This is a genomic window from Actinokineospora sp. UV203 (assembly GCF_056323665.1).
This window is the reverse complement of the sequence record NZ_CM150484.1, coordinates 3,321,769-3,345,262: the sequence shown is the minus strand read 5'-3', so window position 1 is coordinate 3,345,262 and position 23,494 is coordinate 3,321,769. Positions and strand designations below refer to the sequence as shown.

Annotated in this window: 20 protein-coding genes and 1 tRNA gene; 14 read left to right on the top strand and 7 right to left on the bottom strand. The window is 70.2% G+C overall.

Features of this window, described 5'->3' with window-relative positions; translation table 11 throughout:
- The first annotated feature begins 1 nt into the window (after position 1).
- The 12 genes from ACUZ2Y_RS15650 to ACUZ2Y_RS15595 all read left to right on the top strand — a co-directional run bounded on the left by ACUZ2Y_RS15650 (position 2) and on the right by ACUZ2Y_RS15595 (position 11,219).
- Positions 2 to 667 (top strand): DUF4129 domain-containing protein, encoded by a 666-nt coding sequence (locus tag ACUZ2Y_RS15650; protein WP_476319404.1) that lies wholly within the window; start codon positions 2 to 4, stop codon positions 665 to 667.
- Positions 668 to 851: 184 nt separating this feature from the next.
- Complete coding sequence (locus ACUZ2Y_RS15645; protein WP_476319402.1) at positions 852 to 1,304, top strand: hypothetical protein; 453 nt, start codon at positions 852 to 854, stop codon at positions 1,302 to 1,304.
- Positions 1,301 to 2,254: an AAA family ATPase gene (locus ACUZ2Y_RS15640; RefSeq protein WP_476319400.1), complete on the top strand. Its 954-nt coding sequence runs from the start codon at positions 1,301 to 1,303 to the stop codon at positions 2,252 to 2,254. Before ACUZ2Y_RS15645 ends, ACUZ2Y_RS15640 begins: the two co-directional genes overlap by 4 nt.
- Complete coding sequence (locus tag ACUZ2Y_RS15635; protein ID WP_476319398.1) at positions 2,251 to 3,588, top strand: DUF58 domain-containing protein; 1,338 nt, start codon at positions 2,251 to 2,253, stop codon at positions 3,586 to 3,588. Before ACUZ2Y_RS15640 ends, ACUZ2Y_RS15635 begins: the two co-directional genes overlap by 4 nt.
- On the top strand, positions 3,585 to 4,121 hold the full coding sequence (locus tag ACUZ2Y_RS15630; RefSeq protein WP_476319396.1) for a hypothetical protein: 537 nt from the start codon (positions 3,585 to 3,587) through the stop codon (positions 4,119 to 4,121). Before ACUZ2Y_RS15635 ends, ACUZ2Y_RS15630 begins: the two co-directional genes overlap by 4 nt.
- 65 nt (positions 4,122 to 4,186) lie before the next feature.
- Positions 4,187 to 5,512, top strand: coding sequence for an NAD(P)/FAD-dependent oxidoreductase (locus ACUZ2Y_RS15625; RefSeq protein WP_476319394.1), 1,326 nt, complete (start codon positions 4,187 to 4,189; stop codon positions 5,510 to 5,512).
- 89 nt (positions 5,513 to 5,601) lie between these two features.
- A tRNA-Leu gene (locus ACUZ2Y_RS15620) sits at positions 5,602 to 5,678 on the top strand.
- A gap of 187 nt (positions 5,679 to 5,865) precedes the next feature.
- Complete coding sequence (locus tag ACUZ2Y_RS15615; RefSeq protein ID WP_476319392.1) at positions 5,866 to 6,618, top strand: MerR family transcriptional regulator; 753 nt, start codon at positions 5,866 to 5,868, stop codon at positions 6,616 to 6,618.
- 119 nt (positions 6,619 to 6,737) lie between these two features.
- Positions 6,738 to 8,522 carry an SDR family oxidoreductase gene (locus tag ACUZ2Y_RS15610; RefSeq protein WP_476319390.1) on the top strand — a complete coding sequence of 595 codons (1,785 nt, stop codon included), beginning with the start codon at positions 6,738 to 6,740 and terminating at the stop codon, positions 8,520 to 8,522.
- A complete protein-coding gene (locus tag ACUZ2Y_RS15605; RefSeq protein WP_476319388.1) occupies positions 8,522 to 9,373 on the top strand; it encodes a metal-dependent hydrolase in 852 nt (283 codons plus the stop codon). The genes ACUZ2Y_RS15610 and ACUZ2Y_RS15605 overlap by 1 nt, the downstream gene beginning before the upstream one ends.
- The gene (locus tag ACUZ2Y_RS15600; RefSeq protein WP_476319386.1) at positions 9,373 to 10,395 is read left to right on the top strand and encodes a PDR/VanB family oxidoreductase; all 1,023 of its coding nucleotides are present in this window, start codon (positions 9,373 to 9,375) and stop codon (positions 10,393 to 10,395) included. Before ACUZ2Y_RS15605 ends, ACUZ2Y_RS15600 begins: the two co-directional genes overlap by 1 nt.
- A gap of 11 nt (positions 10,396 to 10,406) precedes the next feature.
- Positions 10,407 to 11,219, top strand: coding sequence for an alpha/beta fold hydrolase (locus ACUZ2Y_RS15595; RefSeq protein WP_476319384.1), 813 nt, complete (start codon positions 10,407 to 10,409; stop codon positions 11,217 to 11,219).
- A gap of 56 nt (positions 11,220 to 11,275) precedes the next feature.
- On the opposite strand, the gene ACUZ2Y_RS15590 is transcribed toward ACUZ2Y_RS15595, so the two are convergent.
- The 5 genes from ACUZ2Y_RS15590 to ACUZ2Y_RS15570 all read right to left on the bottom strand — a co-directional run bounded on the left by ACUZ2Y_RS15590 (position 11,276) and on the right by ACUZ2Y_RS15570 (position 18,133).
- Positions 11,276 to 12,217: an LPXTG cell wall anchor domain-containing protein gene (locus tag ACUZ2Y_RS15590; RefSeq protein WP_476319382.1), complete on the bottom strand. Its 942-nt coding sequence runs from the start codon at positions 12,215 to 12,217 to the stop codon at positions 11,276 to 11,278.
- Between the two features lie 570 nt (positions 12,218 to 12,787).
- On the bottom strand, positions 12,788 to 13,690 hold the full coding sequence (locus tag ACUZ2Y_RS15585) for a hypothetical protein (RefSeq protein ID WP_476319380.1): 903 nt from the start codon (positions 13,688 to 13,690) through the stop codon (positions 12,788 to 12,790).
- A 126-nt stretch (positions 13,691 to 13,816) separates the two neighbouring features.
- Positions 13,817 to 15,808 (bottom strand): SDR family oxidoreductase, encoded by a 1,992-nt coding sequence (locus ACUZ2Y_RS15580; protein ID WP_476319377.1) that lies wholly within the window; start codon positions 15,806 to 15,808, stop codon positions 13,817 to 13,819.
- A 121-nt stretch (positions 15,809 to 15,929) separates the two neighbouring features.
- Positions 15,930 to 16,895 (bottom strand): ATP-binding protein, encoded by a 966-nt coding sequence (locus tag ACUZ2Y_RS15575; protein ID WP_476319375.1) that lies wholly within the window; start codon positions 16,893 to 16,895, stop codon positions 15,930 to 15,932.
- A gap of 101 nt (positions 16,896 to 16,996) precedes the next feature.
- Entirely contained in the window at positions 16,997 to 18,133 is a 1,137-nt protein-coding gene (locus tag ACUZ2Y_RS15570; protein WP_476319373.1) for a polysaccharide deacetylase family protein, read from the bottom strand.
- 413 nt (positions 18,134 to 18,546) lie between these two features.
- Between ACUZ2Y_RS15570 and ACUZ2Y_RS15565 the strand changes: the two genes are divergently transcribed.
- Positions 18,547 to 19,359: a Bax inhibitor-1/YccA family protein gene (locus ACUZ2Y_RS15565; RefSeq protein ID WP_476319371.1), complete on the top strand. Its 813-nt coding sequence runs from the start codon at positions 18,547 to 18,549 to the stop codon at positions 19,357 to 19,359.
- A 415-nt stretch (positions 19,360 to 19,774) separates the two neighbouring features.
- Here ACUZ2Y_RS15565 and ACUZ2Y_RS15560 read toward each other — a convergent pair whose 3' ends face one another.
- Positions 19,775 to 20,995 carry an acetyl-CoA C-acetyltransferase gene (locus tag ACUZ2Y_RS15560; protein ID WP_476319369.1) on the bottom strand — a complete coding sequence of 407 codons (1,221 nt, stop codon included), beginning with the start codon at positions 20,993 to 20,995 and terminating at the stop codon, positions 19,775 to 19,777.
- A gap of 103 nt (positions 20,996 to 21,098) precedes the next feature.
- Positions 21,099 to 21,911 carry an SGNH/GDSL hydrolase family protein gene (locus ACUZ2Y_RS15555; RefSeq protein ID WP_476319367.1) on the bottom strand — a complete coding sequence of 271 codons (813 nt, stop codon included), beginning with the start codon at positions 21,909 to 21,911 and terminating at the stop codon, positions 21,099 to 21,101.
- Positions 21,912 to 22,056: 145 nt separating this feature from the next.
- Between ACUZ2Y_RS15555 and ACUZ2Y_RS15550 the strand changes: the two genes are divergently transcribed.
- Complete coding sequence (locus ACUZ2Y_RS15550; protein WP_476319364.1) at positions 22,057 to 23,436, top strand: cystathionine beta-synthase; 1,380 nt, start codon at positions 22,057 to 22,059, stop codon at positions 23,434 to 23,436.
- Positions 23,437 to 23,494: the final 58 nt, after the last annotated feature.

Sequence of the window (23,494 nt, the reverse complement as noted above, 5' to 3'; positions counted from 1 at the left end):
CATGAGGGACCGCCTCCCCGTGCTGCTGGTGGTGGCCGCGATGCTGGTGCTCGCGGTCGCCGCGGCGCGCGGGGAGTCGGCGGTTCCGCGTGGGGGGCCGTTGGGGGCGGTGGTCGAGCCGCCGGGCGGCGCTGTGGTGCCACGGACGGAACCGGGGGAGCGCAACTTCTTCCTCGACCTGCTCGGCGGGATCACCGCGGGGGTGTTCCTGCTGCTCGCGGCCGTGATGCTGCTGGTCTTCGTGGCGGGTGCGCTGGCCATGCTGGCGGGCCTGCGCCGCCGCCGCGCTCGGTTCGGTCGGTTCGAATTGGACGATCCGCGCGGAGCCGAGTTGCCCTCGGGTGGATCTCCCGCCGATCTGGTGGAGGCCGCCCGGGCGGCCCGGGTCGAGTTGAGCAGGCGGGCCGGTGGGCCGCCCGCCGACGCGATCGTGGCCGCCTGGCTGGTGTTGGAAGACGCCGCCGCCCGCCGCCGGGCGGCTCATGAGACGCCGACCGAGTTCACCATCCGGGTCGTCACCGAGCAGGACCTCGACGGGGCCGCGGTGGCCGATCTGCGGCGGCTGTACCACCGGGCGCGCTTCGGCCCGCCGGGGCAGGTCACCGAGGCCGACGCCGCCGCCGCTTCCGAGGCGCTGCGGCGGATCGAGAGCGGGGTGCGGTCGTGAACCCCGCGCCGGGACTGGTCCCCGATGCCTGCCGACGCTTCGAGGGCGGTGCGGTCGCCTGGCCTGATCGCGCCGTAGCCCCGCACCGGGCGGCTCGGCTCGACGCGGATCCGCGGTCGCCGTTTCGCTGGTTCGGCTGTCCCACAGGGGGCTCGCCGTGCCGGATCGAGGGTGGGGTGCGGTCGTGAGTCCCGGCAGGAGTTGGTTCCTCGCCGCCGTCGTGGCCGCACTCGTTGCCGCGCTTGGGGTTTGGCCCGGCAGCATCCCCCTCTTCTGGTCCGCCTGCCTGGGCATCGCGGGCGGCTCCGTCACCTTGCTGGCCACCCGCTACGCCGGCCCGCTCGATCCACTGTGGAGGGCCGTCCCCGACCCCGCGGGCTCGGCCACCGACTTGCAGGCCGCGAACCTGGCGGGCCGACTCGCCGAAGCCGCCGGTGACCAGGTGCGGTTCGTCTCCCGCGTTCAGCCGAGGTTGCACGCGTTGGCGGACGCCGCGGTGCGGGAGCGCGGATTGTCCGGGGCCGAGGCAGCCGACTTCCTCGGCCCCGAGCTCTCGGAGCTGATCTCTTCCCCACACGCCCAATTGCCGCCGCCATACCGGGTCGCCGAGTTGCTCGCCCGACTGGAGAAGCCGTGAAACAGTCCACTGTGGAGTCCGTGGCCGCCGCTGTCACGGCCGCGCTGGCCGATGTCGTCGTCGGCCGCGAGCGCACGGTCCGGCTCGCTCTCGCCGCCATCCTCGCGGGCGGACACGTCCTGATCGAGGACGTCCCGGGGCTCGGCAAGACGCTGCTCGCCCGCGGCCTCGCCCGGGCGCTCGGCCTCGACTTCGCCCGCCTGCAGTGCACCCCGGACCTGCAGCCCGCCGACGTCACCGGCTCCTTCCTGTTCGACCCGGCCGAGCGCGAGTTCGCCTTCCGGGCCGGGCCCGTGTTCACCGGACTGCTCCTCGCCGACGAGATCAACCGGACCCCACCAAAAACCCAGTCCGCCCTCTTGGAAGCCATGCAGGAGCGCCAGGTCACCGTCGAGGGCCGCACTTTCCCGCTGACCCGCCCGTTCCACGTCATCGCCACCGCCAACCCCATCGAGTACGAAGGCACCTACCCCCTCCCCGAAGCGCAGCTCGACCGGTTCCTCCTCCGCCTTGACGTCGGCTACCCGCCGCCCGAGGAGGAGGTGGAAGTGCTGCGCCGCAGGCTGAACCGGCGCACCGAGGACATCGAGGCCGCGCAGGTGATCGACGCGGCCACGCTGCTCGACGTGCAGGCCGGGGTCGAGCGCGTCGACGTCGACGACGACGTCATCCGCTACTGCGTCGACCTAGCCCGGTCGACCCGCGCCCACTCCGCGGTCGAGGTCGGTGCCTCGCCTCGGGGGTCGCAGGCGCTGCTGCTGGTGGCCCGCGCGCTCGCGGTGATCGACGGGCGCGACTACGTGGTCCCCGAGGACGTCAAGGACTGCGCTGTCGCCGCGCTCGCGCACCGGCTCACGCTGCGGCCCGAGACCTGGAGCAGCGGGGTCACCGGGATCGCCGTCGTGACCGAACTGCTGGGGACCGTCCCCGGCCCGGCGAGCACCCGATGAGTGAGCGGGTGCTCGGCTGGTCGCGGGCTCGGCGGGCGGCGGGCAGCTGGGGCTGGCGCGGCACCGACGCGCTGGTGCGCGGCGCGGTCGGCGGCCTGGGCCTGGTCGCCTGCGGGGTCCTCCTGCACCGGGTCGAGCTGGTGTTCCTCGGCGCCCCGCTGCTGGTCAGCACGGTCCTGGCCCTCGCGGTGCCGGTGGGAACCGTTCCGGTCCCAAGGGTCGCCCGACTGCCCAGGACGGTCGAGGCAGGCGATGACGGCTTGCAGACGATCACGTTCCCCACCGATCCCGCCGTGGAGTTTCTCGCCGTGCGGCTGCCGGTCCCCGACGGTGCGGGGATAGGGCCGGTCCACCTGGTCCCCGGCTCGACCGGGTCGATTCGGGTCCGGCTGCGCTGGAACACCTGGGGCGAGGGCGTCGACCTGCGACCGGACCACCTCGTCGCGGGCCGCGACGCACTGCTGATCTCCGGGCCGGTCACCGGCCGGGAAAGCAGGCGCACGGTGCTGCCCCCGGTCGTCCCGCTGCCGCCAGGGCCGCTGCCGCCGCGCATCGCCGGGTTGGTCGGCGCACACCGGTCGGCGAGGCCGGGCGATGGCACCGAGCTGCGCGCCGTGCGCCCTTTCCAGCCCGGCGACCGGGTCCGCCGGGTCGACTGGCGGGTGACCCTGCGCGCGGGCGCGGCGACCGGCGACGTGCTGGGCCCGGGAACGCTGCACGTGCGCGAACGGCACGCCGAGGCCGACGCCGAGCTGATGCTCGCCATCGACTCCCGAGTGGACGTCGTGCCGGAGCTGGCCCGGTGGTCCGACAGCGACGACAGCGCCGTGCGCGAGGGCGGCACTCTCGACGCCTCCGTCCGGGCGGTCACCGCGCTCGCCGCCGGCTACCTGCGCCAAGGCGATCGGGTCGGCCTGATCGACCTGGGCAGGCCGCAGCTCGGCATCGCGCCCGGCGCAGGCCACCGCCAGCTGCTGCGCATCCGCCACCAGCTCGTCGCGTGCTCACGCGCGGCGGGCTGGGCGCCGAAACCGGTCCTGCGGGCCCGACAGGTGCCCTCCGGGGCTGTCGTGCTTGTCCTGTCGCCGTTCCTGGACGACGCCATCGCCGACTGCGTGGCGCTCGCCGCGCGGCGCGGGGAGCTGGTCATTGCCGTCGACATGCTCCCCCCGAAGCTGATCGCCGACGCGGAGTCGCCATGGGGCGAGGTCGTGCGCCAGGTGCTGGTGGGCGAGCACCGGGCCCGGCTCGCCGCGCTGAAGGCGCGCGGTGTCGCCGTGGTGCCGTGCGGCGCCGTGGCCGCCACGCTGCGCCGGGTCAGGCGGCGGCGGTGATCATCGGCGGCGGCGTCCCCGCGAGCAGGCTCCGCGCGGTCACCGCGCTGGTCTGCCTCGGCATCGGCGTGGACCTCGCCCGGCACGGTGCCGGGACCTTCACCGTCGCCGTGGCGGGCCTGCTGAGTGTCGCTTGTGTCCTCGTCCCGGCGTCACCCGCGCCGCTGCTGCTGATCGGTCTCGCCGCCGCCGTGCTGACGAGCTCGGGCACGGGCCCGTTCGGTCTCGGCGTGCTGGTCCTGATCCCGCTGGTGCACCTGCTCCACCTGTGCTGCGCGATCACCGCGGTGCTTCCGAAGGGGGCGCGGATTGCGCCCTCGGCATTCCGTTCGCCGTTACGCCGTTTCGCCGTCACCCAGCTATCTGTAACGATGATCGTTCTCATCGCGATGATTGTTCCCGAAGATCGGACTCCGCCGATCTTGGAAGTCGCGGCATTACTCTCCATTGCCGCCATGGCACTCGCCGTGATTGTTCTCGACCGGTCCCGTCCGCCGTCGCGACATGAGTCACACCCTGCGGAAATGGCCTAGCGACCCGGGTCACATCACCGTAGGGGCGGCGCGCGGAGGACGGATTCCAGTGCGACTATTGAGCCATGGCGAACGGAAAATCGGAGCCGACCCGAATCCTCATCCTGGGTGGCGGATATGTCGGGTTGTACACCGCGCTCGGGCTGCAGCGGCGGCTCCGTTCCGGTGAGGCGTCGGTGACGGTGATCGACCCGCAGCCGCACATGACCTACCAGCCGTTCCTCCCCGAGGCAGCCGCGGGCGCGATCGAGCCCCGCCACGTCGTCGTCCCGCTGCGCCGCGCGCTCAAGCGCTGCCACGTCATCACCGCCCGCGCCACGAAGATCGAGCACGCCCGCAAGGCCGTGACGATCGAGGCCGCCGACGGCCACATCGAGGAACTCGGCTACGACGTCCTGGTCGTCGCCCTGGGCTCGGTGGCCCGGCTGCTGCCGATCCCGGGCCTGGTGGAGCACGGCATCTCGTTCAAGACCATCGGCGAGGCCATCTACCTGCGCAACCACGTCATGACCAAGCTCGATGAGGCCGACAGCACGCTCGACCCCGAGCTGCGCAAGCGCCTGCTGACCTTCACCTTCGTCGGCGGCGGGTTCGCGGGCATCGAGGCGCTCGGCGAACTTGAGGACATGGCCCGCTTCGCCACCCAGTACTACCGCAACATCGAGCCCGACGACCTGCGGTTCGTGCTGGTCGAGGCGTCCGGGCGGGTGCTGCCGGAGGTTCGCGAGAGCCTTGGCGTCTACACCGTCATGCAGTTGGAGAAGCGCGGCATCGAGGTCTACCTCTCGACGCTGGCCAAGTCCTTCGAGGGCGGCCGGGTCGTGCTGTCGGACGGCACCGAGTTCGAGAGCGACACCATCGTCTGGACCGCGGGCGTCAAGTCGAACCCGGTCCTGGCTTCCTCCGACCTGCCGCTGACCAAGCAGGGCAGGCTCCGCGCCACCGCCGCGATGCGCGTCGAGGGCCTCTCCGACGCGTGGACGGCGGGCGACAACGCCGCCATCCCGGACCTGTCGCGCACCGAGGACGACCCGACCGCGATCTGCCCGCCGAACGCCCAGCACGCGGTCCGCCAGGCCCGTCTGCTGGCCAAGAACATCATCAAGTCACTGCGCGGCGAAGAGCCGAAGGAGTACTTCCACAAGAACATCGGCTCGGTCGCCAGCCTCGGCCTGCACAAGGGCGTCGGCGACGTGTTCAACATCAAGGCCAAGGGCTTCATCGCCTGGGGGATGCACCGGCTCTACCACGTGAAGGCGATGCCGACGTTCAACCGGAAAGTCCGGATCACTTTGGACTGGTTAACTGGCGGACTCTTCCGGCGCGAGGTCATCTCCATGGGTCAAATCAACGATCCGAAGGCCGAGTTCGCAAGGGTTTCCCGCGGCTGACCGGCAAACGGCCCAAAGAGACTGGGCCAGCCGGGCGGAACTCCGAGAAACCGTTCCCGAGCTGTGTTATCGCGCCTTAGGCTGCGGCTGCCCCCGTAGCCCAACAGGCAGAGGCAGCCCCCTTAAAAGGGGTGTAGTGCCGGTTCGAATCCGGTCGGGGGCACCAAGTACGTTCAGTCACCCGATGGCCACTTTGGGCATCGGGTGACTGTCGTTTATGGACTTGAGGTGCCGCGGTCGGCGCAGATCTCCGGACGTGCCGAACGGTTGGTCCTTTTCGAACAAGAGCGACCGTTCGGCGGACAACCGACACGTCCACAGTGGATCGATCATCGGGCGACTAAGCTTCCCCCGTGGCCGAGTATCGGATCGATGACCTGGCGAGGGCGGCAGGCACCTCGGTCCGCAACGTGCGCGTCTATCAGGACCGGGAGCTGCTGGCGCCGCCGATCCGGCGGGGGCGCACGGCGATCTACGGCGACGCCCACCTCTCCCGGCTCCGGCTGATCCTCAACATGCTCGACCGCGGCTACGCGTTCGCCCAGATCAAGGAGATGCTCGACGCCTGGCAGTCCGGCCACAGCCTCGCTGACGTGCTCGGACTCGAACAGGCGACCGGCGCCGCGGGCTCGCATGAGCAGCCTGCCGTGGTCCCGATGAACGAGCTGGTGCGGATGTTCGGCACCCAGCTGACCCCGGCGAACATCCGCCGCGCGCTCGACTTGGGCGTGCTCGAACGCCGTGGCGCGCACTTCGTCGCCCCCAGTCCCAAGCTCCTCGACGCGGGTCATGAGCTGGTCAAGCTCGACGTCCCGCTGTCGGAGGCGCTGGCGCTGGCCGCGGAGCTGCAGCAGGAGACCGACCGGGTCACGGCCATGCTCGTCGGGCTCGTGCGGAAGTACGTCCTCGACCCCAAGGGCGACGACTGGCTGCCCAGCGGCGACGAGCTTCCCGTGTTCGCCGACGTCATTTCCCGCTTGCACCCGCTGGTCATGTCGGCCCTCTCGGCGGCCGTCGACCGGTCGGCTCGGCGGATGATTCCGCAGGTCATGGGGGATCGATTGATCGCGATGGCGGAGAAGGCACGAGCCGAACGCGGGGAGTAAGGGGCTGCTTGCTCTTGCAAGCTACCAATGACGGTTGTAACGTTCGTCATTGTCACTTAATGTCCCAGAAACCGGCTTGAGGCGTTGCCTTAGGCGGTGAAGACGCCGGGAGTCGCCCCATGACCAGCGTTCCGCTCCGGTTCCCCGAGGAAGCCTCGCAGCTCGTGGTCCGCCGTCGCACCGTCCGCAGCGGCGAGGTCGACCTGGCCGTCTTCGAGCAGGGTGACCCCACGGACCCGACGATCCTGCTGGTCCACGGCTTCCCCGACACCCACCGGCTCTGGGACGGCGTCGCCGACCTGCTGGCCGAGAACTTCCACGTCGTGCGCTACGACGTACGCGGCGCGGGCGACTCGACGGCCCCGCGCGACCGCTCCGGCTACCGCGCCGAGCTGCTCGCCGAGGACGTCATCGCCGTCGCCGACGCGGTCAGCCCCCGCGAGCCGGTGCACCTGGTCGCCCATGACTGGGGTTCCATCCAGTGCTGGGAGCCGGTGACCGACCACGCCGTGTCGCACCGGATCAAGTCCTACACCTCGATCTCCGGGCCGAGCATGGACCACGTCGGACACTGGATCCGTGAGCGGCTGCGCAAGCCCACGCCCGCGCACCTGCGTCAGCTCACCGCCCAGCTGACCCACTCCTGGTACGTCTACCTGCACCAGGTCCCGCTGCTGCCCGAGCTGCTGTGGCGCACGGTCATCGGACCGAACTGGGCCAAGCTGCTGGAGAAGGTCGAAGGCATCCGGCACGTGCCGGGCCACCCGGTCCCCACCATCGGCGCCGACGCCGCCCGCGGGGTCCAGCTCTACCGGCTCAACATGTTCAATCGGCTCCGCTCGCCGCGCAGGCGTACCGCGGACATGCCGGTCCAGATCATCATCCCCACCCGCGACAACTACGTCTCGCCGGGCCTGGCTCAAGGCGTCGAGCAGTGGATCGGCAAGCTGTGGCGGCGCACGCTCGTCGCCGGGCACTGGGCGCCGGTGTCGCACCCGGACGCGGTCGCCCGGATGGTCGAGGAGTTCGTCGACCACGTCCAGGGTCTGCCGATGACCCGGAGCCTGCAGCGGGCCAAGGGCGGTCCGGCCGACCAGGAGTTCACCAACCAGCTCGTCGTCGTCACCGGCGCGGGCCGGGGCATCGGGCAGGCCACCGCCCGGGCCTTCGCCCACCTCGGCGCAGAAGTGGTCGTCGCCGACCTCGACCTCGACGCCGCCCGCCAGACCGCCGCCTCGATCGGCCCCGCCGCCTACCCGTACCAGGTCGACGTCGCCGACGAGGACGCGATGCGCCGCTTCGCCGACGACGTGGCCGCCGAGCACGGCGTGCCCGACATCGTCGTCAACAACGCAGGCATCGGGATGGCAGGCGCGTTCCTGGACACCACCACGGCCGACTGGCGCCGGGTGCTCGACGTCAACCTGCTCGGCGTGGTCCACGGCTGCCAGGTGTTCGGCGCGATGATGGCCGAGCACGGCGAGGGCGGGCACATCGTCAACCTCGCGTCGGCCGCCGCCTACACGCCGAGTCGCACTATGTCCGCGTACGCGACGAGCAAGGCCGCCGTGCTGATGCTGTCGGACTGCGTGCGCGCCGAACTGGCCGACAACGGCATCGGCGTCAGCGCGATCTGCCCCGGCATCGTCGCCACCGACATCACCAACACGACCAAGTTCACCGGCGCCGACGACGTCGAGCAGCAGCGGCTGCGGCAGAAGGCCACCAAGGCTTACGCGCGCCGCGGGTTCGGGCCCGAGAAGGTCGCCGCCGACATCGTGGACGCCGTCCGCAGCGGCGCGGCCGTCGTCCCGGTGACCCCCGAAGCCAAGATCGCCCGGTTCGGCTCCCGATTCGCCCCCGGCCTCATGCGGGCCGCCGCCCGTTGGGATGTGACGCGCTGATGGACGAGAACCTGGTCCTGCACCCCAGGAACGTGCGCTTCGACTGGTCGTCGGTCCCGCTGCACTGGGTCCCCGGCGAGCCGCTGACCAGTCACACCATCAACACCCTGCACATCGTGCTTCCCGAAGGCGAGCGCTGGTTCGTCGAGGTGTTCCGTGAGGCGCTCCCGCTGATCACCGACGACGAGCTGCGCGAGCAGGTCATCGGGTTCATCGGCCAGGAGGCCATGCACGCCGAGGCCCACCAGGGCGCGGCCGACCACCTCGCCGCCCAGGGCCTCGACCCGACACCGTTCGTCGCGCAGATCGAGTGGCTGTTCCGCAAGCTGCTCGGCGACCGCGACCTGACCGGCGCGGCGAAGCACCAGTGGCTGCTGGAGCGGCTGTCCGTCATCGCCGCGATCGAGCACTTCACCGCGGTCCTCGGCCAGTGGATCCTGGACTCCACGCCGCTGGACAAGGCGGGCGCCGACCCGACCATGATCGACCTGCTGCGCTGGCACGGCGCCGAGGAAGTCGAGCACCGCGCCGTCGCCTTCGACCTCTACATGCACTTGGACGGCCGCTACGCGCGTCGAATCCGCACGATGATCGTCGTCGCGCCGGTGCTGGGATGGCTGTTCGTGCGGTCGGCGCGCTGGCTCATGGCCAACGACCCGCTCAACCCGGGCCGCGCCCGCTGGCGCGACTACTTCCGCGCCGCCCGTCGCGGCCTGTTGCCCCGCCTGAGCGAACTGCTGCCCGCGATCTGGCGATACCTGCCGCGCGGCTACCACCCGCGCAACGAGGGCTCGACCGACCAGGCCGTGGCGTACCTGGCGCGGTCTCCGGCGGCGAAGGCGGCGAGCTGATGCAGCCGCCTCCCGATCTCTACGGCCGATCCCGGCCTGATCGCCTGTTCAGCGCGCTCGCGCCGGTCGTCGCCGGGTACCAGCGGCTCAGTGAGCGCAGCGCGCGCCGTCAGCCCGCCGTGCGGCCGGTCGACCGTGATCTCACGCTGGTCGTGCGGTCTGTGGTCACCGAAGCCGAGGGCGTGGTGTCGCTGTGGCTCACCGACCCGACCGGCGACCTCTTGCCGCGCTGGCGGCCGGGCAGCCACCTCGACGTCACCCTGCCCTCGGGCACCCGCAGGCAGTACTCGCTGTGCGGCGACCCCGCCGACCCGACGGTGTACCGGATCGCGGTCCGGCTCGTGGGCACCGGATCGGCGGAGATGCACGCGGTCACCGAAGGCAGCACGCTCACGGTTCGCGGGCCGCGCAACGCTTTCCCGTTCGTCGACCGCGAGCCGTACCTGTTCGTCGCCGGCGGCATCGGGATCACGCCGATCCTGCCGATGGTGCGCATGTGCGCACGGCGTGGTGTCGACTGGCGGCTTGTCTACACGGGACGGACGCTGGAGTCGATGCCGTTCCTGGACGAGCTTTCCGCGCTCCCCACGACGGACCGGGTGCGGGTGGTGCCCGACGATGGCGTGCCCGACATCGCCGATCTACTCGCCGATGCCCCGAGCGACGCGTCGCTGTACTGCTGTGGCCCGACGCCGATGATCGACCTTGTTCGTCGCGAGTGGACTGGACCGCTGCACTTCGAGCGGTTCTCGCCGCCGCCGGTCATCGGCGGGAAGCCCTTCGAGTTGCAGCTCGGCGCGGACGGTCCGGTCGTGCCGGTCGCCGCCGACGAGTCCGCGCTCGAAGCGCTGCGGCGCGCTCGGCCGGGCGCGGCTTATTCGTGCAGGCAAGGCTTTTGCGGAACGTGTCGGGTCCGCGTGATCGACGGCGAGGTCGAGCACCACGGCGGTGCGGTGGCCGACGGCTCGATGCTGGTGTGTGTCTCCCGGGCGGCGGGCGACCGCCTCGTCCTGGACGTGTGAGAGGAAACGTGATGGCTCCGAAGATCGAGGTCAGCTACGAGCGGCGCGGCCAGGGCGACCCGGTGGTGCTGTTGCACGGCATCGGACACCGTTGGCAGGCTTGGGAACCCGTCCTCGACCGGCTCGCCGAGCGGCACGACGTGATCGCGCTCGACCTGCCCGGTTTCGGCGCGTCCCCGATGCCGTCCGGCGTGTTCTACAACGTCGACGGCGCCATCGACATGCTCACCGAGGTGTTCGACGACCTCGGCGTGCCCAATCCGCACCTGGCGGGCAACTCCCTGGGCGGCATGCTGTCGCTGGAGATCGCCTCCCGCGGCCTGGCCCGCTCGGTGACGGCGTTCGCGCCTGCGGGCTTCTGGTCGCCGCGCGACCGGGTCTGGGCGGTCCGCGTCCTCAGCGCGCTGCGCGCGTCCGGCCGAACGCCGCAATCGGTGCGGGACAAGCTGTTCCAGCGCAAGGCCGTGCGCATCCTGGGCGGCAGCATCCTGTTCGGCCGCCCGTCGGCGATCACCGCCGAGGTGATGCTGGCCGACATGGCCGCGATGGTCGCCTGCGAGGGTTTCGACGCGGTGATCAACAGCGGTGCCTCGGACTACGTCTTCAGCTCGTCCCCGCCCGCGGTGCCGGTCACGGTGGCCTGGGGATCGCGCGACCGCGTCCTGTGGCCCCGCCAGGCCAAGCGCGCCGCCGAACTGCTTCCCGCGGCCCGGCACGTGTCGCTGGTGGGCTGCGGCCACGTGCCGATGAGCGACGACCCCCAGCGGGTCGCCCAACTCATCCTGGAGACCTGCCGTGCGGCCGCGGTGGACGCCGCCGCCTGATCGGCGAACACGAAGGGCCCCAGGCGTGCCTGGGGCCCTTCGTGTTCAGCGAACTATCAGACCTGCATGCCGCGCTTGCGGCGGACCATCCACACCGCGCCCGCGCCACCGGCGACGAGGACGAAACCACCGATCGCCAGCGGGATCACGGCGTTCACGCCGGTCTGCGCGAGGTTGTCCGTGTCGGCGACCGGCTTGACACCGTTGCCGTCGCCCGGGACGGCCGAGGCCGAGGTGGGCGTGCTGGAAGCGGGCGGCCACGCGGCCGACGACGAGGTCGGGCTCGGCGTCACGGTGACGCTGCCACCGGGGGTGGACGACGGCGGCGTGCTCGGCGTGGTGCCGGTGCCGGGCTCGGTCACGACCTTGCCGGGGCCGGTGCACTTGGACTGCGACAGGATCACCTCGGCCTGGGCGACATCGCCGAGCTTGATGCCCGCGACGTTGCCGCCGACGCTGACCCGCAGCGCGTTCACGGTCAGGGTGTTGCCGGAGGCGACCTTCTCGTTGATGTAGACGGTGATCGCGTCGGTCACCGAGATCTTGCCGGTCAACGCCACGTCGATCTTCTGGCCATGCACCCACACGTCGACGAGCTTCGAGTCGCCGGTGACGGTCTTGCCGTCGGACACGCAGGTGGAGGTCACGAGCTTGGCCTTGACCAGGCCGAGGATGTCGACGTCGGCGATGCTCGCGGAGCTGGTGAGGACACCGCCCTTGAGCTCGGAGGCCGCGTTGAGCAGCTTCGCGTGACCCGGAAGGTTCTTGGGGGCTTCGATCTTGACGACCGACTTGTCCTGCCCGGCCGGGTAAGTGGCCTTCGGCAGTGGGTCGACGTTGACGGCGAGCGAGCTGAGCAGCTTGGCGTTGACGGAGACCGCGAAGGCGCTGCCGGTCTGGCTCTCCGCGGCGAACGCCGCGGGGGCGGCGAGCGCGGCGGCCAGCGTGGCGGTGCCTGCCAGGCCGCAGGCGAAGGCGAGCATACGAGTACGACGCACGGATGGCTCCAGATTGGTAATGCGCAAGATGGGTTCTTGGGGGGCTGTCAGAATCTCGGGTCTGGAGCCCGAGCGCAAGGTCTTCCTAGTCACTGAAACACTTGCGTGGTAACGGTTTCGACACCGCGTGGGCGGACGAGCAGAAATGCGACAGTCCATTGTGGATGCATTTGTGAGTCATAACAAAAATTGCTTCGCGCAGGCGGGGGTGATGTGACGAAGGCGGGCGCGGTGGGCGGACTTCATTACTTTTCGGGCCGGGACTTTCGGCCGGAACTCTTGTGGCCGGGACTCTTCTGGTCGGGCACTGTTGTGGCTGGGTGGTTCGGCCCGGTGCGTGTGTGGGTGGGACCGGCCGTGATCCTCTCGCCTGACCGTCTCGCCGTGACCGTCTCGCCGTGACTTCTCGGGTGGGCTTGGGCTGCCACGTTCTGGGGTGGTTCGGCCCGTCGCCCTCTTACGGTGGCTCCGTCCCATCACATCTCGCGGTGGGCACGTTCCCACTGGTCAGGATGGCGGGTTGGATTGGGGCCGGTCGGTGTGTTCCCGCCTTGCCCGTTAAGCCATGCCCTATCGCGCGGGGGAGTGGTTGCGCTGGGCTGGTGTGGGGCGCTGCATCGGGTGCGTGGTGGCGGCGTTGGGCGGCGTGTCCGGCATCAGCTCGACCTCCGCCTCCAGCGGCTCCAGCAGCTTCGAGCTCTGCGTCAGCAGATCGTGGGTGCCGCGCAGCTTGCCCGCGACCTGTTCGCGCAGGGCGGTGAGGCGTTCGACCTGGCTGGTGGCCGTGGCGATGCGCTTGGCGGCCTCGTCGGTGGCGTCCCGTACGCGCTTGCGGGCTTCGTCCGTGCTGGCCTTGCGGGCGGCTTCGATCTCCCGGCGGAGTTCTTCGCGCTTGGTGGACATCTCCTGCTCGAACTGTTGTTCGACCCGCTGGCGTTCGCGTTCGGTCTGGTCGTCGATCTCCTTGGTGCGCGCCTCCGCCGCCGTGGTCATCGCCTCGACCTTGGTGCGGGCCTTGGTCATGATCGACTCGTGTTCGGCGTGGATCTCGGCGTGCTGGCGGTCGAGGTCGGCGAGCAGGTTGCGGTAGCGCTCCTGCAGCGCGGAGGAGGCTTCCTCGGCGGCCGACCACGCGGTGTCGGCGGCGGCCTGGGCGCGGGTGGTGATCTCCGAGGCCTGCGTCTTCGCCAGGTGCAGCGTGCGGGCCGAGCGCTCGGTGGCGTTCGGGGCCGCCGCGGCCGCGGCGGCGGTGCCGATCTTGTCGAGGCGCTCGGTCAGCGCGGCGATGTCGCGGCGCGCGGCTTCGAGTTGGGCGGCGAGGTCGGCCGCCTTCGCCCGGGCGTTGTCGCGCTCGGCGGCGAGTCGCAGCGACTCCGATTCCGACTTCTCCACGAACTGCTTGACCTGGTTCCGGTCGAAGCCGTGCCGCGCCACGGTGAAGCCGGCGGGGTCACCATCCTGCAGAGATGCCATACCCGCGACCGTACCGTTGCTCACCCAAACGGCAACACGGCGGCCACGCGATGGGATGAATCCTCACCCAACCGTGTCCCGACCGTGGGCTACTCGGGAAGGTCGAACGCGGTCGGGTTCCGGTGATCACCAGTGGAATCCCTTGGTGAGCCGGGCCAGCGCGGTCGCCGCCGCCGTGAGGTTCCGCTCGCCCTTGCCGATCTTGATCCCGCCGGACCCGCCCGCCGCCGCGGAGTCCGGGAAGATGCGATAACCCTGATACGCCACCGCATCGACGAACCCGGGCGCGATCGCGTAGGCGGTCTGGATCATGAACCCGGCGGGCGTCCCGATGTGCTTGGGCCGGTTGAGCAGGGCATCGAGGACCATGTCCGCGGCCTGTTGGGGCGACTTCGTGGGGAACGCGTCGTAAATCTTCGTCGGGCGGATCATCGGCGTGCGCACCAGCGGCATGTGCACGGTCGTGAAGGTGATGCCGGCGCCGTGCGTCTCGGTGGCGACGATCTTGCTGAAGTAGTCCAGCGCCGCCTTCGACGCCACATACGCCGAGAACCTGGGCGCGATGCCCTGCACACCGATCGACGACACGTTCACGATGTGCCCGTAGCGCCGCTCGGTCATGTGCGGCAGCAGGGCCAGGATCAGCCGCACCGCGCCGAAGTAGTTGATCGCCATGGCGCGCTCGTAGTCGTGGATGCGGTCATACGACAACCGCACCGCACGGCGGATCGAGCGGCCCGCGTTGTTCACCAGCATGTCCACGCCCGGCTGCTCGGCCAGCATCCGCGACACCGTCTTCGCGACCGACTCGTCGTCGGTGAGGTCGCACGGGTAGACGTAGGAATGTCCGCCCGCGGCCGCGATCTCCGCGCGCACCTCCTCCAGTTCCGCTTCGCGTCGGGCCACCAGCAGCGGCACACCGCCCGCCGCGGCGACCTTGAGCGCGGTCGCCCGGCCGATGCCCGACGACGCGCCGGTGATCACCACGCGGCGTCCGTCGAGCCTGCCGCCGTGGCCTTCGCGCCGGGCGCGCAAGGGATCGAGGTGTTCGCGCCAGTAGCGCCACAGGACGTCGGCGTACGCGGCCAGTCTCGGGACCTCGATGCCGCTGCCCGCGAGCGCCGCCCGGGTCTTCTTGGCCTCGAAGCGCGGCTCGAAGGTCAGCGTCGTGAGCAGCACCGGCGGGATGCCCAGCCGGTCGAGGACCGCGTCGCGCGCGAGGGAGACACCCGGCACGTTCTCGGCGAACTTGACCAGGCCGAGCAGCGGCGCGCTGATCCGCCGGTCGAGCGTGGCGGCGGCCCGCGGGGCGCCCGCGGCCTTGGCGAAGGCGTTATAGACCTCCTTCACCGACTGCGGTTCCGGGGAGACCAGGTGGAACGTGCGGCCGTCGAGACCGGGCTGGTTCACCAGGTACGCCATGGCTTTCGCGACGTAGTCGACCGGGACGATGTTGGTGTCGCCGATGTCGGGGAGCACCACCGGCACGTGCGGCACGGAGTCCAATCGCGACAGTGCGGAAAAGAAGTAGTACGGGCCGTCGATCTTGTCCATCTCGCCGGTGGTCGAGTCGCCCACGACGATCGCGGGCCGGTACACCCGCCACGGCACCAGGTTCTGCGTGCGCACCAGGCGCTCGGACTCGAACTTCGTCCGGTGGTAGGCGGTCACCAGGCGCTGGCCCGCGTCGAACATGTCCTCGGTGAAGCGGCCGCCATAGTCGCCCGCGACCGCCACGGACGACACGTGGTGCAGGCAGCCCGCGTTCAGCTCGGCCGCCAGCTCGATCACGTGCCGGGTGCCGTCGACGTTGGCGATCACGCTCGCCTCGTCGTCGGCGGTCACGTCGTAGAGGGCCGCGAGGTGCACCACGTGGTCGACGCCGGTGAGCGCGAGGACGTCACTGTCGGTGATCCCGAGGCGGGGGTGGGACACGTCGCCCACGACCGTGCGAACGCGGTCGGCGGCGGGCCAGGCCCGCGACGCCCGCTCCAGCCGCTCCTGGGATTGCTCACGGACCAACAACCAGACCTGATCGACATCGTCGCGCGTGAGCAGTTCGCGCACGAAGTGCCTGCCGATGAGCCCTGTCGCGCCGGTCACCAGGTAGGTCGCCATGGTCGTCCTCTCGGTGTGTCCTCGGCTCCGAGCATGTCACTGTCCGTCGTGGATGCAAACGAGCGTGGGCCCGCCGTCGATACGGCGGGCCCACCCTGTGGACAGACTCAGTACTTGTGGCTCAGGCGAAGAGGGTTACCGGTCCGGGGACGAACTCGGGGTCGACCTGGTCGGCCAGGTCGCGCCCGGAGCGGGAGTCGCCCCAGGCACGCGCGTTGCGCACGTGGAACTCGACGGCCTGACGCTGGTAGGTCTGCCAGTCCTTCTCGACACCGTCGACGAGTTCGCGCATGGCCGCCAGCGCGGCGCGGTTCTCCGGCTCCAGAGCGTCGATCGGGCGGACCTCGCCGCGCTCGGCCGCGCGCACGTGCGCTGAGCGGCCGACCCAGGTGAGCAAGTCCGCGCCGACCTGCTCGCGCAGGAAGGCGAGGTCGTCGGCGTCGGAGACCTTGTTGCCCACCACGGCGACCTTCACGCCGAAGTCGCGCGCGTAGCCGAGGTACTGCCGGTAGACGCCCACGCTGCGCACGGTCGGCTCGCACACCAGGAAGGTGACGTCGAACCGGGTGAACAGGCCGGAGGCGAACGAGTCGGCGCCCGCGGTCATGTCGACCACCGCGTACTCGTCCGCGCCGTCGATCATGTGGTTGAGGAGCAGCTCGACCGCGCCGACTTTCGAGTGGTAGCAGGCGACCCCGAGGTCGTCGGCCGCGAACGGGCCCGCGACGCCGACGCGGATGCCTTCGACCTCGCGGACGTAGTCGCGGTAGAGCGGGTTGTCCTCGTCGACGCCGACCAGCCGTGAGCCGCGGCCCGGCGGGGTCGTCTTGACCATGTCCTCGGCGGAGAGGATCCGCGGGTTGTCGCCGCGCAGGTAGTCCTTGATCTGCGGCAGGTGTTCGCCGAGGGTCGGGATGGCCCGCGCCTGCTCGTCGGTGGCGCCCAGCGCGGCGGCCAGGTGCTGGTTGATGTCGGCGTCGAGCGCGAGCACCGCGGGTGCGGGCCGCTCGGCGGCGAGGTGGCGCAGGAACAGCGAGGCGAGCGTGGTCTTGCCGCTGCCGCCCTTGCCGACGAACGCGATCTTCACGGGAGGTCTCCAGGCATGGGGGATACCGGTCAAGTGATATCGGTTTTCATTATCCCTGGCAAGTCGGAGACTTTCCCATCACCGTTTCGTGTGCCGCCCGCTCAGTTCGGCTCGGCGATCTGCGCGTTCGGCATGGCGCGGTACTTGTCGAGCACGGCCGGGTCCTGCAGCTTCATCCAGTCGATGACCTCGGTGTAGGTCGCGCACACCGTCTCCGGCTTCGCGCACACCCCGCCCATGAACTGCTCGACCGCGGTCATGAACCCGCCGCCCGACCACGAGTTGAAGTGGTTGCCGACGACCATCGGCGCCCGGTTGCCGTCGAAGGCGGCCTGGTAGGCGCCCATGTACGTGTCGAACGCGATCTTGCTGAACTCCTCGGCGCGCGCGGGCTCGTCCTTCGCGCGGTTGAGGATGTACCAGAGGTTGTAGTCCATGAGGATCGTCTTGCGGTACCCGACGCCCGGCACCTTGACCGTCGGCATCGCGAACTCCCAGACCCCGTCCTGCATCCTCGGCCAGGCGACGCCGTCGCTGACCTGGCTGGAGTCGTACGTCATGCCGAGGGCGGCCAGGGTCGGCATGAGCTCGTCGAACTTGCCCTCCAGGCAAGGCGTGCGGCCGCCGTTGATGGTGTCCGGGTCGACCTTGAGGCCCTTGGCGCGGGCGTCGTCGACGAACTTGAAGAACTGGGCGAGCTCGTCGTTCCATTGCGCGGCGCTCCACCGGCCGCCGCTGGGCTCGCTGCCGCGGCAGAAGTGGCCGTTGTAGTGCGTGCCGATCTCGTGGCCCCGGCCGACGGCCTCGTTGAGGTCGGAGATGAGCGTCTTGACGTCCTGCTCGCTGCCGCCGAATCCGATCGATGCCTTGCCCGGCTTGTGTCCCGGTCCCGTGTATTCGGTGCGGCGTCCGTCGTTGAGCAGGTAAATGCCCGAGAGGAATCCGGAGAAATGCGCGTCCACGCCGTCGGCGATCTTCATCATCTTCTGCCAATGGTCATGCGACCCGGCGCCGTCGAACGAGAAGATGACGAATTGCGGGGGCTTCTCGCCCGGCTCGAGTTTGCGCTGCCACTGCGGCGGCGCGGCCTCCGACGGGCTCGTCTGCGGCACTGGGCTGCCGTTCAGCGTCCTGGCCGAGCCCTGCGGTCGGGCGGTCCCGATCACGATCAAAACCACAAAGGTGATCATCAGGGCGATGCCGAGCCCGACGACTTCCCAGCGTCTACGCGTTTTCATCGGACTCCCCATGGGCTCGCGGCGGCTTGTTCCTCCCGTACCTGAAGACGCGCACGCACAAATGCGGTTGCCCACGGTAATTTCCCGGGTTGCCATTTTTCTTGAGCGACACGCAGCCTGGTTGCTGCACGCGGGAGGCGCAATCCGCCTCAAGGGCGACTTCGAAAAGCGGATTTGGTCACCGGAGAGTCTCGATTTGGCTCGATCGGCCGTCCCGGAAGTGGTTTGGCCCACGACCGGGTGGCGGCCTGGTTACCCTGGGCGCGCCCGCGGCGGAGGTCGTCACGGGCGCGCGGGTTCAGGTCCCCGAGCAGGCGCCGGTGGGTAAAGTAGGTTTTACCCAGCCGGGAACCGGTCGGCCAGGTCGATCGTTGAACCCCGTGAAGGCGCCATTCAGGCCCAGGAGGATCAAGGTGCGTTCTACGAGCAACCCCGCGTTCCGCAACCTGCCCGTGGGCGGGTACGGGCCGCAAGCGGGCTTCCAGCCACAGGCCCAGGGCTACCCGGGCCAGCCCCCCTACGGCGGCGGCTACCAGGCGCCGCCGACCACCGGCGACCGCCCGATGACGGTCGACGACGTCGTCACCAAGACCGCGATGACCATCGCCGTGGCGATGGTGACGGGCATCCTGACCGCGATCGCCGTTCTCAGCGGTGCGATCAGCCCGTGGCCGCCGATGATCGGCGGCCTGATCGTCGGTCTCATCCTGTCACTGGTCGTCATCTTCAAGAAGACCCCGAACCCGGCGCTGATCCTGGCCTACTCGGCCGCTGAGGGCGTGTTCCTCGGCGCGATCACCGGTGTGTTCGAGACGTTCGTCGAGGGCATCGCGCTCCAGGCGATCCTGGGTACCGCGCTGGTGTTCATCACGATGCTGGTCGTCTACAAGACCGGTGCCGTCAAGGTCACCCCGAAGCTCACCAAGTGGATCATCGGCGCCACCTGCGCCGCCGCCGGTCTGATGCTGATCAACCTGCTCCTCGGGTTCATGGGCATCAACCTGGGCATCCGCGACGCGGGTCCGCTGGGTATCGGCATCAGCCTGCTGTTCATCGGCATCGCGGCGTTCAACTTCCTGCTCGACTTCGACATGGCGGACCAGATGATCCGCAGCGGCACCCCGTCGAAGTGGGCCTGGTACGTCGCGTTCGGCCTGATGACCACGCTGGTCTGGCTGTACCTGGAGATCCTCCGCCTGCTGTACATGCTCAACAGCTCGGATTAATGGCACGCCCTCCGGGCGCGCGGCTCGGCCGCTTTTAGCTGATGAGTTGGGGCCCTGCGAACACGACGACTGCGTCGCGTGCCCGCAGGGCCCCAACTCGTCAGCGCGTCCGAGCGAACGTCCCCGACCGACGAAAAGGGCGCCCCCGGCCAAAGCCGGAGGGCGCCCATTCCTTGCTTCACACGCTATGCCGAACCACGCGCGCTGCATCCGCTATGCCGAACCACGCGCGCTGCATCCGCTCTGCCGAACCACGCGCTGCACACGCTCTGCCGAACCACGCTCGGCCGCGGTGACGTTTCGGGGGTTCCGCACGAACACGCCATCGAAGTTGGCAGTGTTCGTGCGGAACCCCCGAAACGTCACCACAAAAGCGGCCGAGCCGCGCAGCCGGAGGCGGCGCCATGTCACAGGATTAACTCAAGCGTTCGAGGACCATGGCCATGCCCTGGCCGCCGCCGACGCACATCGTCTCCATGCCGAACTGCTTGTCGTGCCACTGCAGGGAGTTGATCAGCGTGGTGGCGATGCGGGCGCCGGTCATGCCGAACGGGTGGCCGATCGCGATGGCGCCGCCGTTGACGTTCAGCTTGTCCTCCGGGATGCCCAAGTCGCGGGCGGAGGGAAGGACCTGCGCGGCGAACGCCTCGTTGATCTCGAACAGGTCGATGTCGTTCACCGTCAGACCCGCCAGTGCCAGCGCGCGCTTGGAGGCCTCGACTGGGCCGAGGCCCATGATCTCCGGCGACAGCCCGGACACGCCGGTCGACACGATCCGCGCGAGCGGGGTCAGGCCCAGCTGCTTCGCCTTCGTGTCGGACATGATCACCAGGGCGGCGGCGCCGTCGTTGAGCGGGCAGCAGTTGCCCGCGGTGACCCGGCCGTCGGGGCGGAAGACCGGCTTGAGGGTCGCGGTCTTCTCGTAGGTGATGCCCGGGCGGGGACCGTCGTCGGTGTCGACCACGCGGCCGTCGGGCAGGGTGACCGGGGTGATCTCGCGGGCCCAGAAGCCCTCCTTGATCGCCTTCTCGGCCAGGTTCTGCGACCGCACGCCGAAGTGGTCCATGTCCTCGCGGGTGACGCCCTTGACCAGGGCGAGGTTCTCCGCGGTCTGGCCCATCGCGATGTAGGCGTCGGGGACGATGCCGTCCGCACGCGGGTCGTGCCATTCGCCCGCGCCGTTCTCGGCGACGGTCTTCGTGCGGTCGAGGGCCTCATCGAAGATCGGGTTGCGGGTGTCGGGCCACGAGTCGGAGCTGCCCTTCACGAACCGCGACACGGTCTCCACGCCGGCCGAGATGAACACGTCGCCCTCGCCCGCCTTGATGGCGTGCAGCGCCATCCGCGTGGTCTGCAGCGACGAGGCGCAGTAGCGGGTGACGGTGCAGCCGGGCAGGTGGTCGTAGCCGAGCAGGACCGAGACGATGCGGCCCAGGTTGTTGCCCTGCTCGCCGCCGGGCAGGCCGCAGCCGAGCATCAGGTCGTCGATCTCGGTCGGGTCGAGCGCGGGCACCTTGTCCAGGGCGGCGCGCACCATCTGCGCGGTGAGGTCGTCCGGGCGGATGTCGACCAGCGACCCTTTTCCGGCGCGACCGATGGGGGATCGGACCGCTGAGACGATGACTGCCTCTGGCATGGCGGGACTCCTTCGCGATAGCCGGTTCCACACCGGAGGTTACTCCTGGGTAACCGCGGTGTCGCAGGCCGATGCGCGAGGCGGAGCGCCCGCGCTCAGCCGCTTATCGCGAACTTTTCCACACACCGCCCGCCGCGCACAGGGGGGCGAGCATCACGCCCGCGGCGAGCGCGTAGCCGTCGCCGTTGGGGTGGAAGCGGTCCGGGCTGAAGAACGCGTCGGGCCGGTCGCGAAACCACGGCCCCAGGATCGCCGCCATCGGCACCGACGTCGCCTCGGTGCCGTTGAGTTCGCGAGTCTGCGCGCGGGCCAGCGCCCGGCTCCAGTGCTGCGCGAGCGTGCGCAGCGGCTGCGGGATCGGCCGGATCGTGCCCAGGTCGGGGCACGTGCCGACGACGACACCGGTGCCCGCGTCGGTCAGCCTGCGCACCTGCTCGGCGAGCAGCGCGGCCGACGTCCCGATCCCCATCCGCGCGGTCACGTCGTTGCCGCCGATCATCACCACCGCGACGTCCGGAGGGTCGACCAGGGCGGCGTCGATCTGCGGGATGAGGTCGGTGGTCCGCGACCCGCTCACCGCGTGCGTGACGAGGCGCACTGGCCTGCCGGACTCCTCGGCGAGCGCCTTGGCCAGGACCACACCCGGCAGCCGGTCGGGCGACTCCGCCCCGAGGCCCGCCGCGCTGGAGTCGCCGAACATCGCGAACCTGAGCACGTCGGTGGTGGACAGCGCCACCGGGCCGGTGCCGTCCGGGCGGTACCCGCCGTCGGCGTTGAACGGCAGGTCGCGCGGGGTGCCGATGATCGTCCTGGCCTGCCGCGACTGGGTGTTGAGCAGCGTGTAGGCCACCCCGGAGAGGCCGCCCACCGACCCGGCCGTCATCGCGGCCACGCGCAAAGCCCGAAGTCCCACCATCGCTGCCTCCTCCCGGCCCTTAAGAGACGTATCGCAAAACCCTGAGGTTCCTTACGTAAGAGGAGACAGCAACCTCGCGGACACATCCACGCGGCCGGATAGGCTGGCATACGTAGTTTGAGTGAGACCCCACAAAGGAGCTCCGGTGCAGTACGTCGACCACATCATCGACCTCGTCGGCGACACGCCGCTGGTCAAGCTGAACTCGCTGGCCGAGGGCCTGGCTCCCACGGTGCTGGCCAAGGTCGAGTACTTCAACCCGGGCGGCAGCGTGAAGGACCGCATCGCCGTGCGGATGATCGACGCGGCCGAGAAGTCGGGCGCCCTGAAGCCCGGCGGCACCATCGTCGAGCCGACCTCCGGCAACACCGGCATCGGCCTGGCCCTGGTCGCCCAGCGCCGCGGCTACAAGTGTGTGTTCGTCTGCCCGGACAAGGTCAGCGAGGACAAGCGCAACGTCCTCAAGGCCTACGGCGCCGAGGTCGTGGTCTGCCCGACCGCCGTGGCCCCCGAGCACCCGGACTCGTACTACAACGTCTCCGACCGGCTGGTCCGCGAGATCGACGGCGCCTGGAAGCCCGACCAGTACTCCAACCTGGAGAACCCGCTCAGCCACTACTACTCGACCGGCCCCGAGCTGTGGACGCAGACCGAGGGCAAGATCACCCACTTCGTCGCGGGCGTCGGCACCGGCGGCACCATCTCCGGAACCGGCCGCTACCTCAAGGAGGTCAGCGACGGCCGGGTCCAGGTCATCGGCGCCGATCCCGAGGGCTCGGTGTACTCCGGCGGCACCGGCAGGCCGTACCTCGTCGAAGGTGTCGGCGAGGACTTCTGGCCGACCGCCTACGACCGCGACGTGGCCGACGAGATCATCGCCGTGTCCGACGCGGAGTCCTTCCACATCACCCGCAGGCTGGCCCGCGAGGAAGGCCTGCTGGTCGGTGGCTCGTGCGGCATGGCCGCCGCGGCCGCGCTGCGCCTGGCCGCCCGCCTCGGCCCGGACGACGTCGTCGTCGTGCTGCTGCCCGACGGCGGCCGCGGCTACCTGTCCAAGGTGTTCAACGACTCGTGGATGGCCCAGTACGGCTTCCTGCCGCCCGAGCACTCCGGCGCCACCGTCGGCGATGTGCTGCGCCGCAAGAGTGCCTCTGGTCACTCGGTTCCCGAGTTCATCCACGCCCACCCGGGCGAGACCGTGGCCGACGCGGTGGCCGTGCTGCGCGAGTTCGGCGTCAGCCAGATGCCCGTGGTCAACGCGGAGCCGCCGGTCATGGCCGCCGAGGTCGTGGGCGCGGTCAACGAGCGCGACCTGCTCGACGCCCTGTTCACCGGCAAGGCCGCGCTGGCCGACCGGGTCGAGCAGCACATGTCCCCGCCGTTGCCGACCATCGGCGCGGGCGAGCAGGTCAGTGCCGCGATGGGCGCGCTGTCCGCGGCCGACGGCGCGCTGGTGCTCGTCGACGGCAAGCCCGCGGGTGTCGTGACCAGGCAGGACCTCTTGGGCTTCCTGGCGGGCCGCTAGGGCATGTCCTGGCCGATTGTGGACGTAACCGACGCACTTGCGGCGTATCCGATAGCGT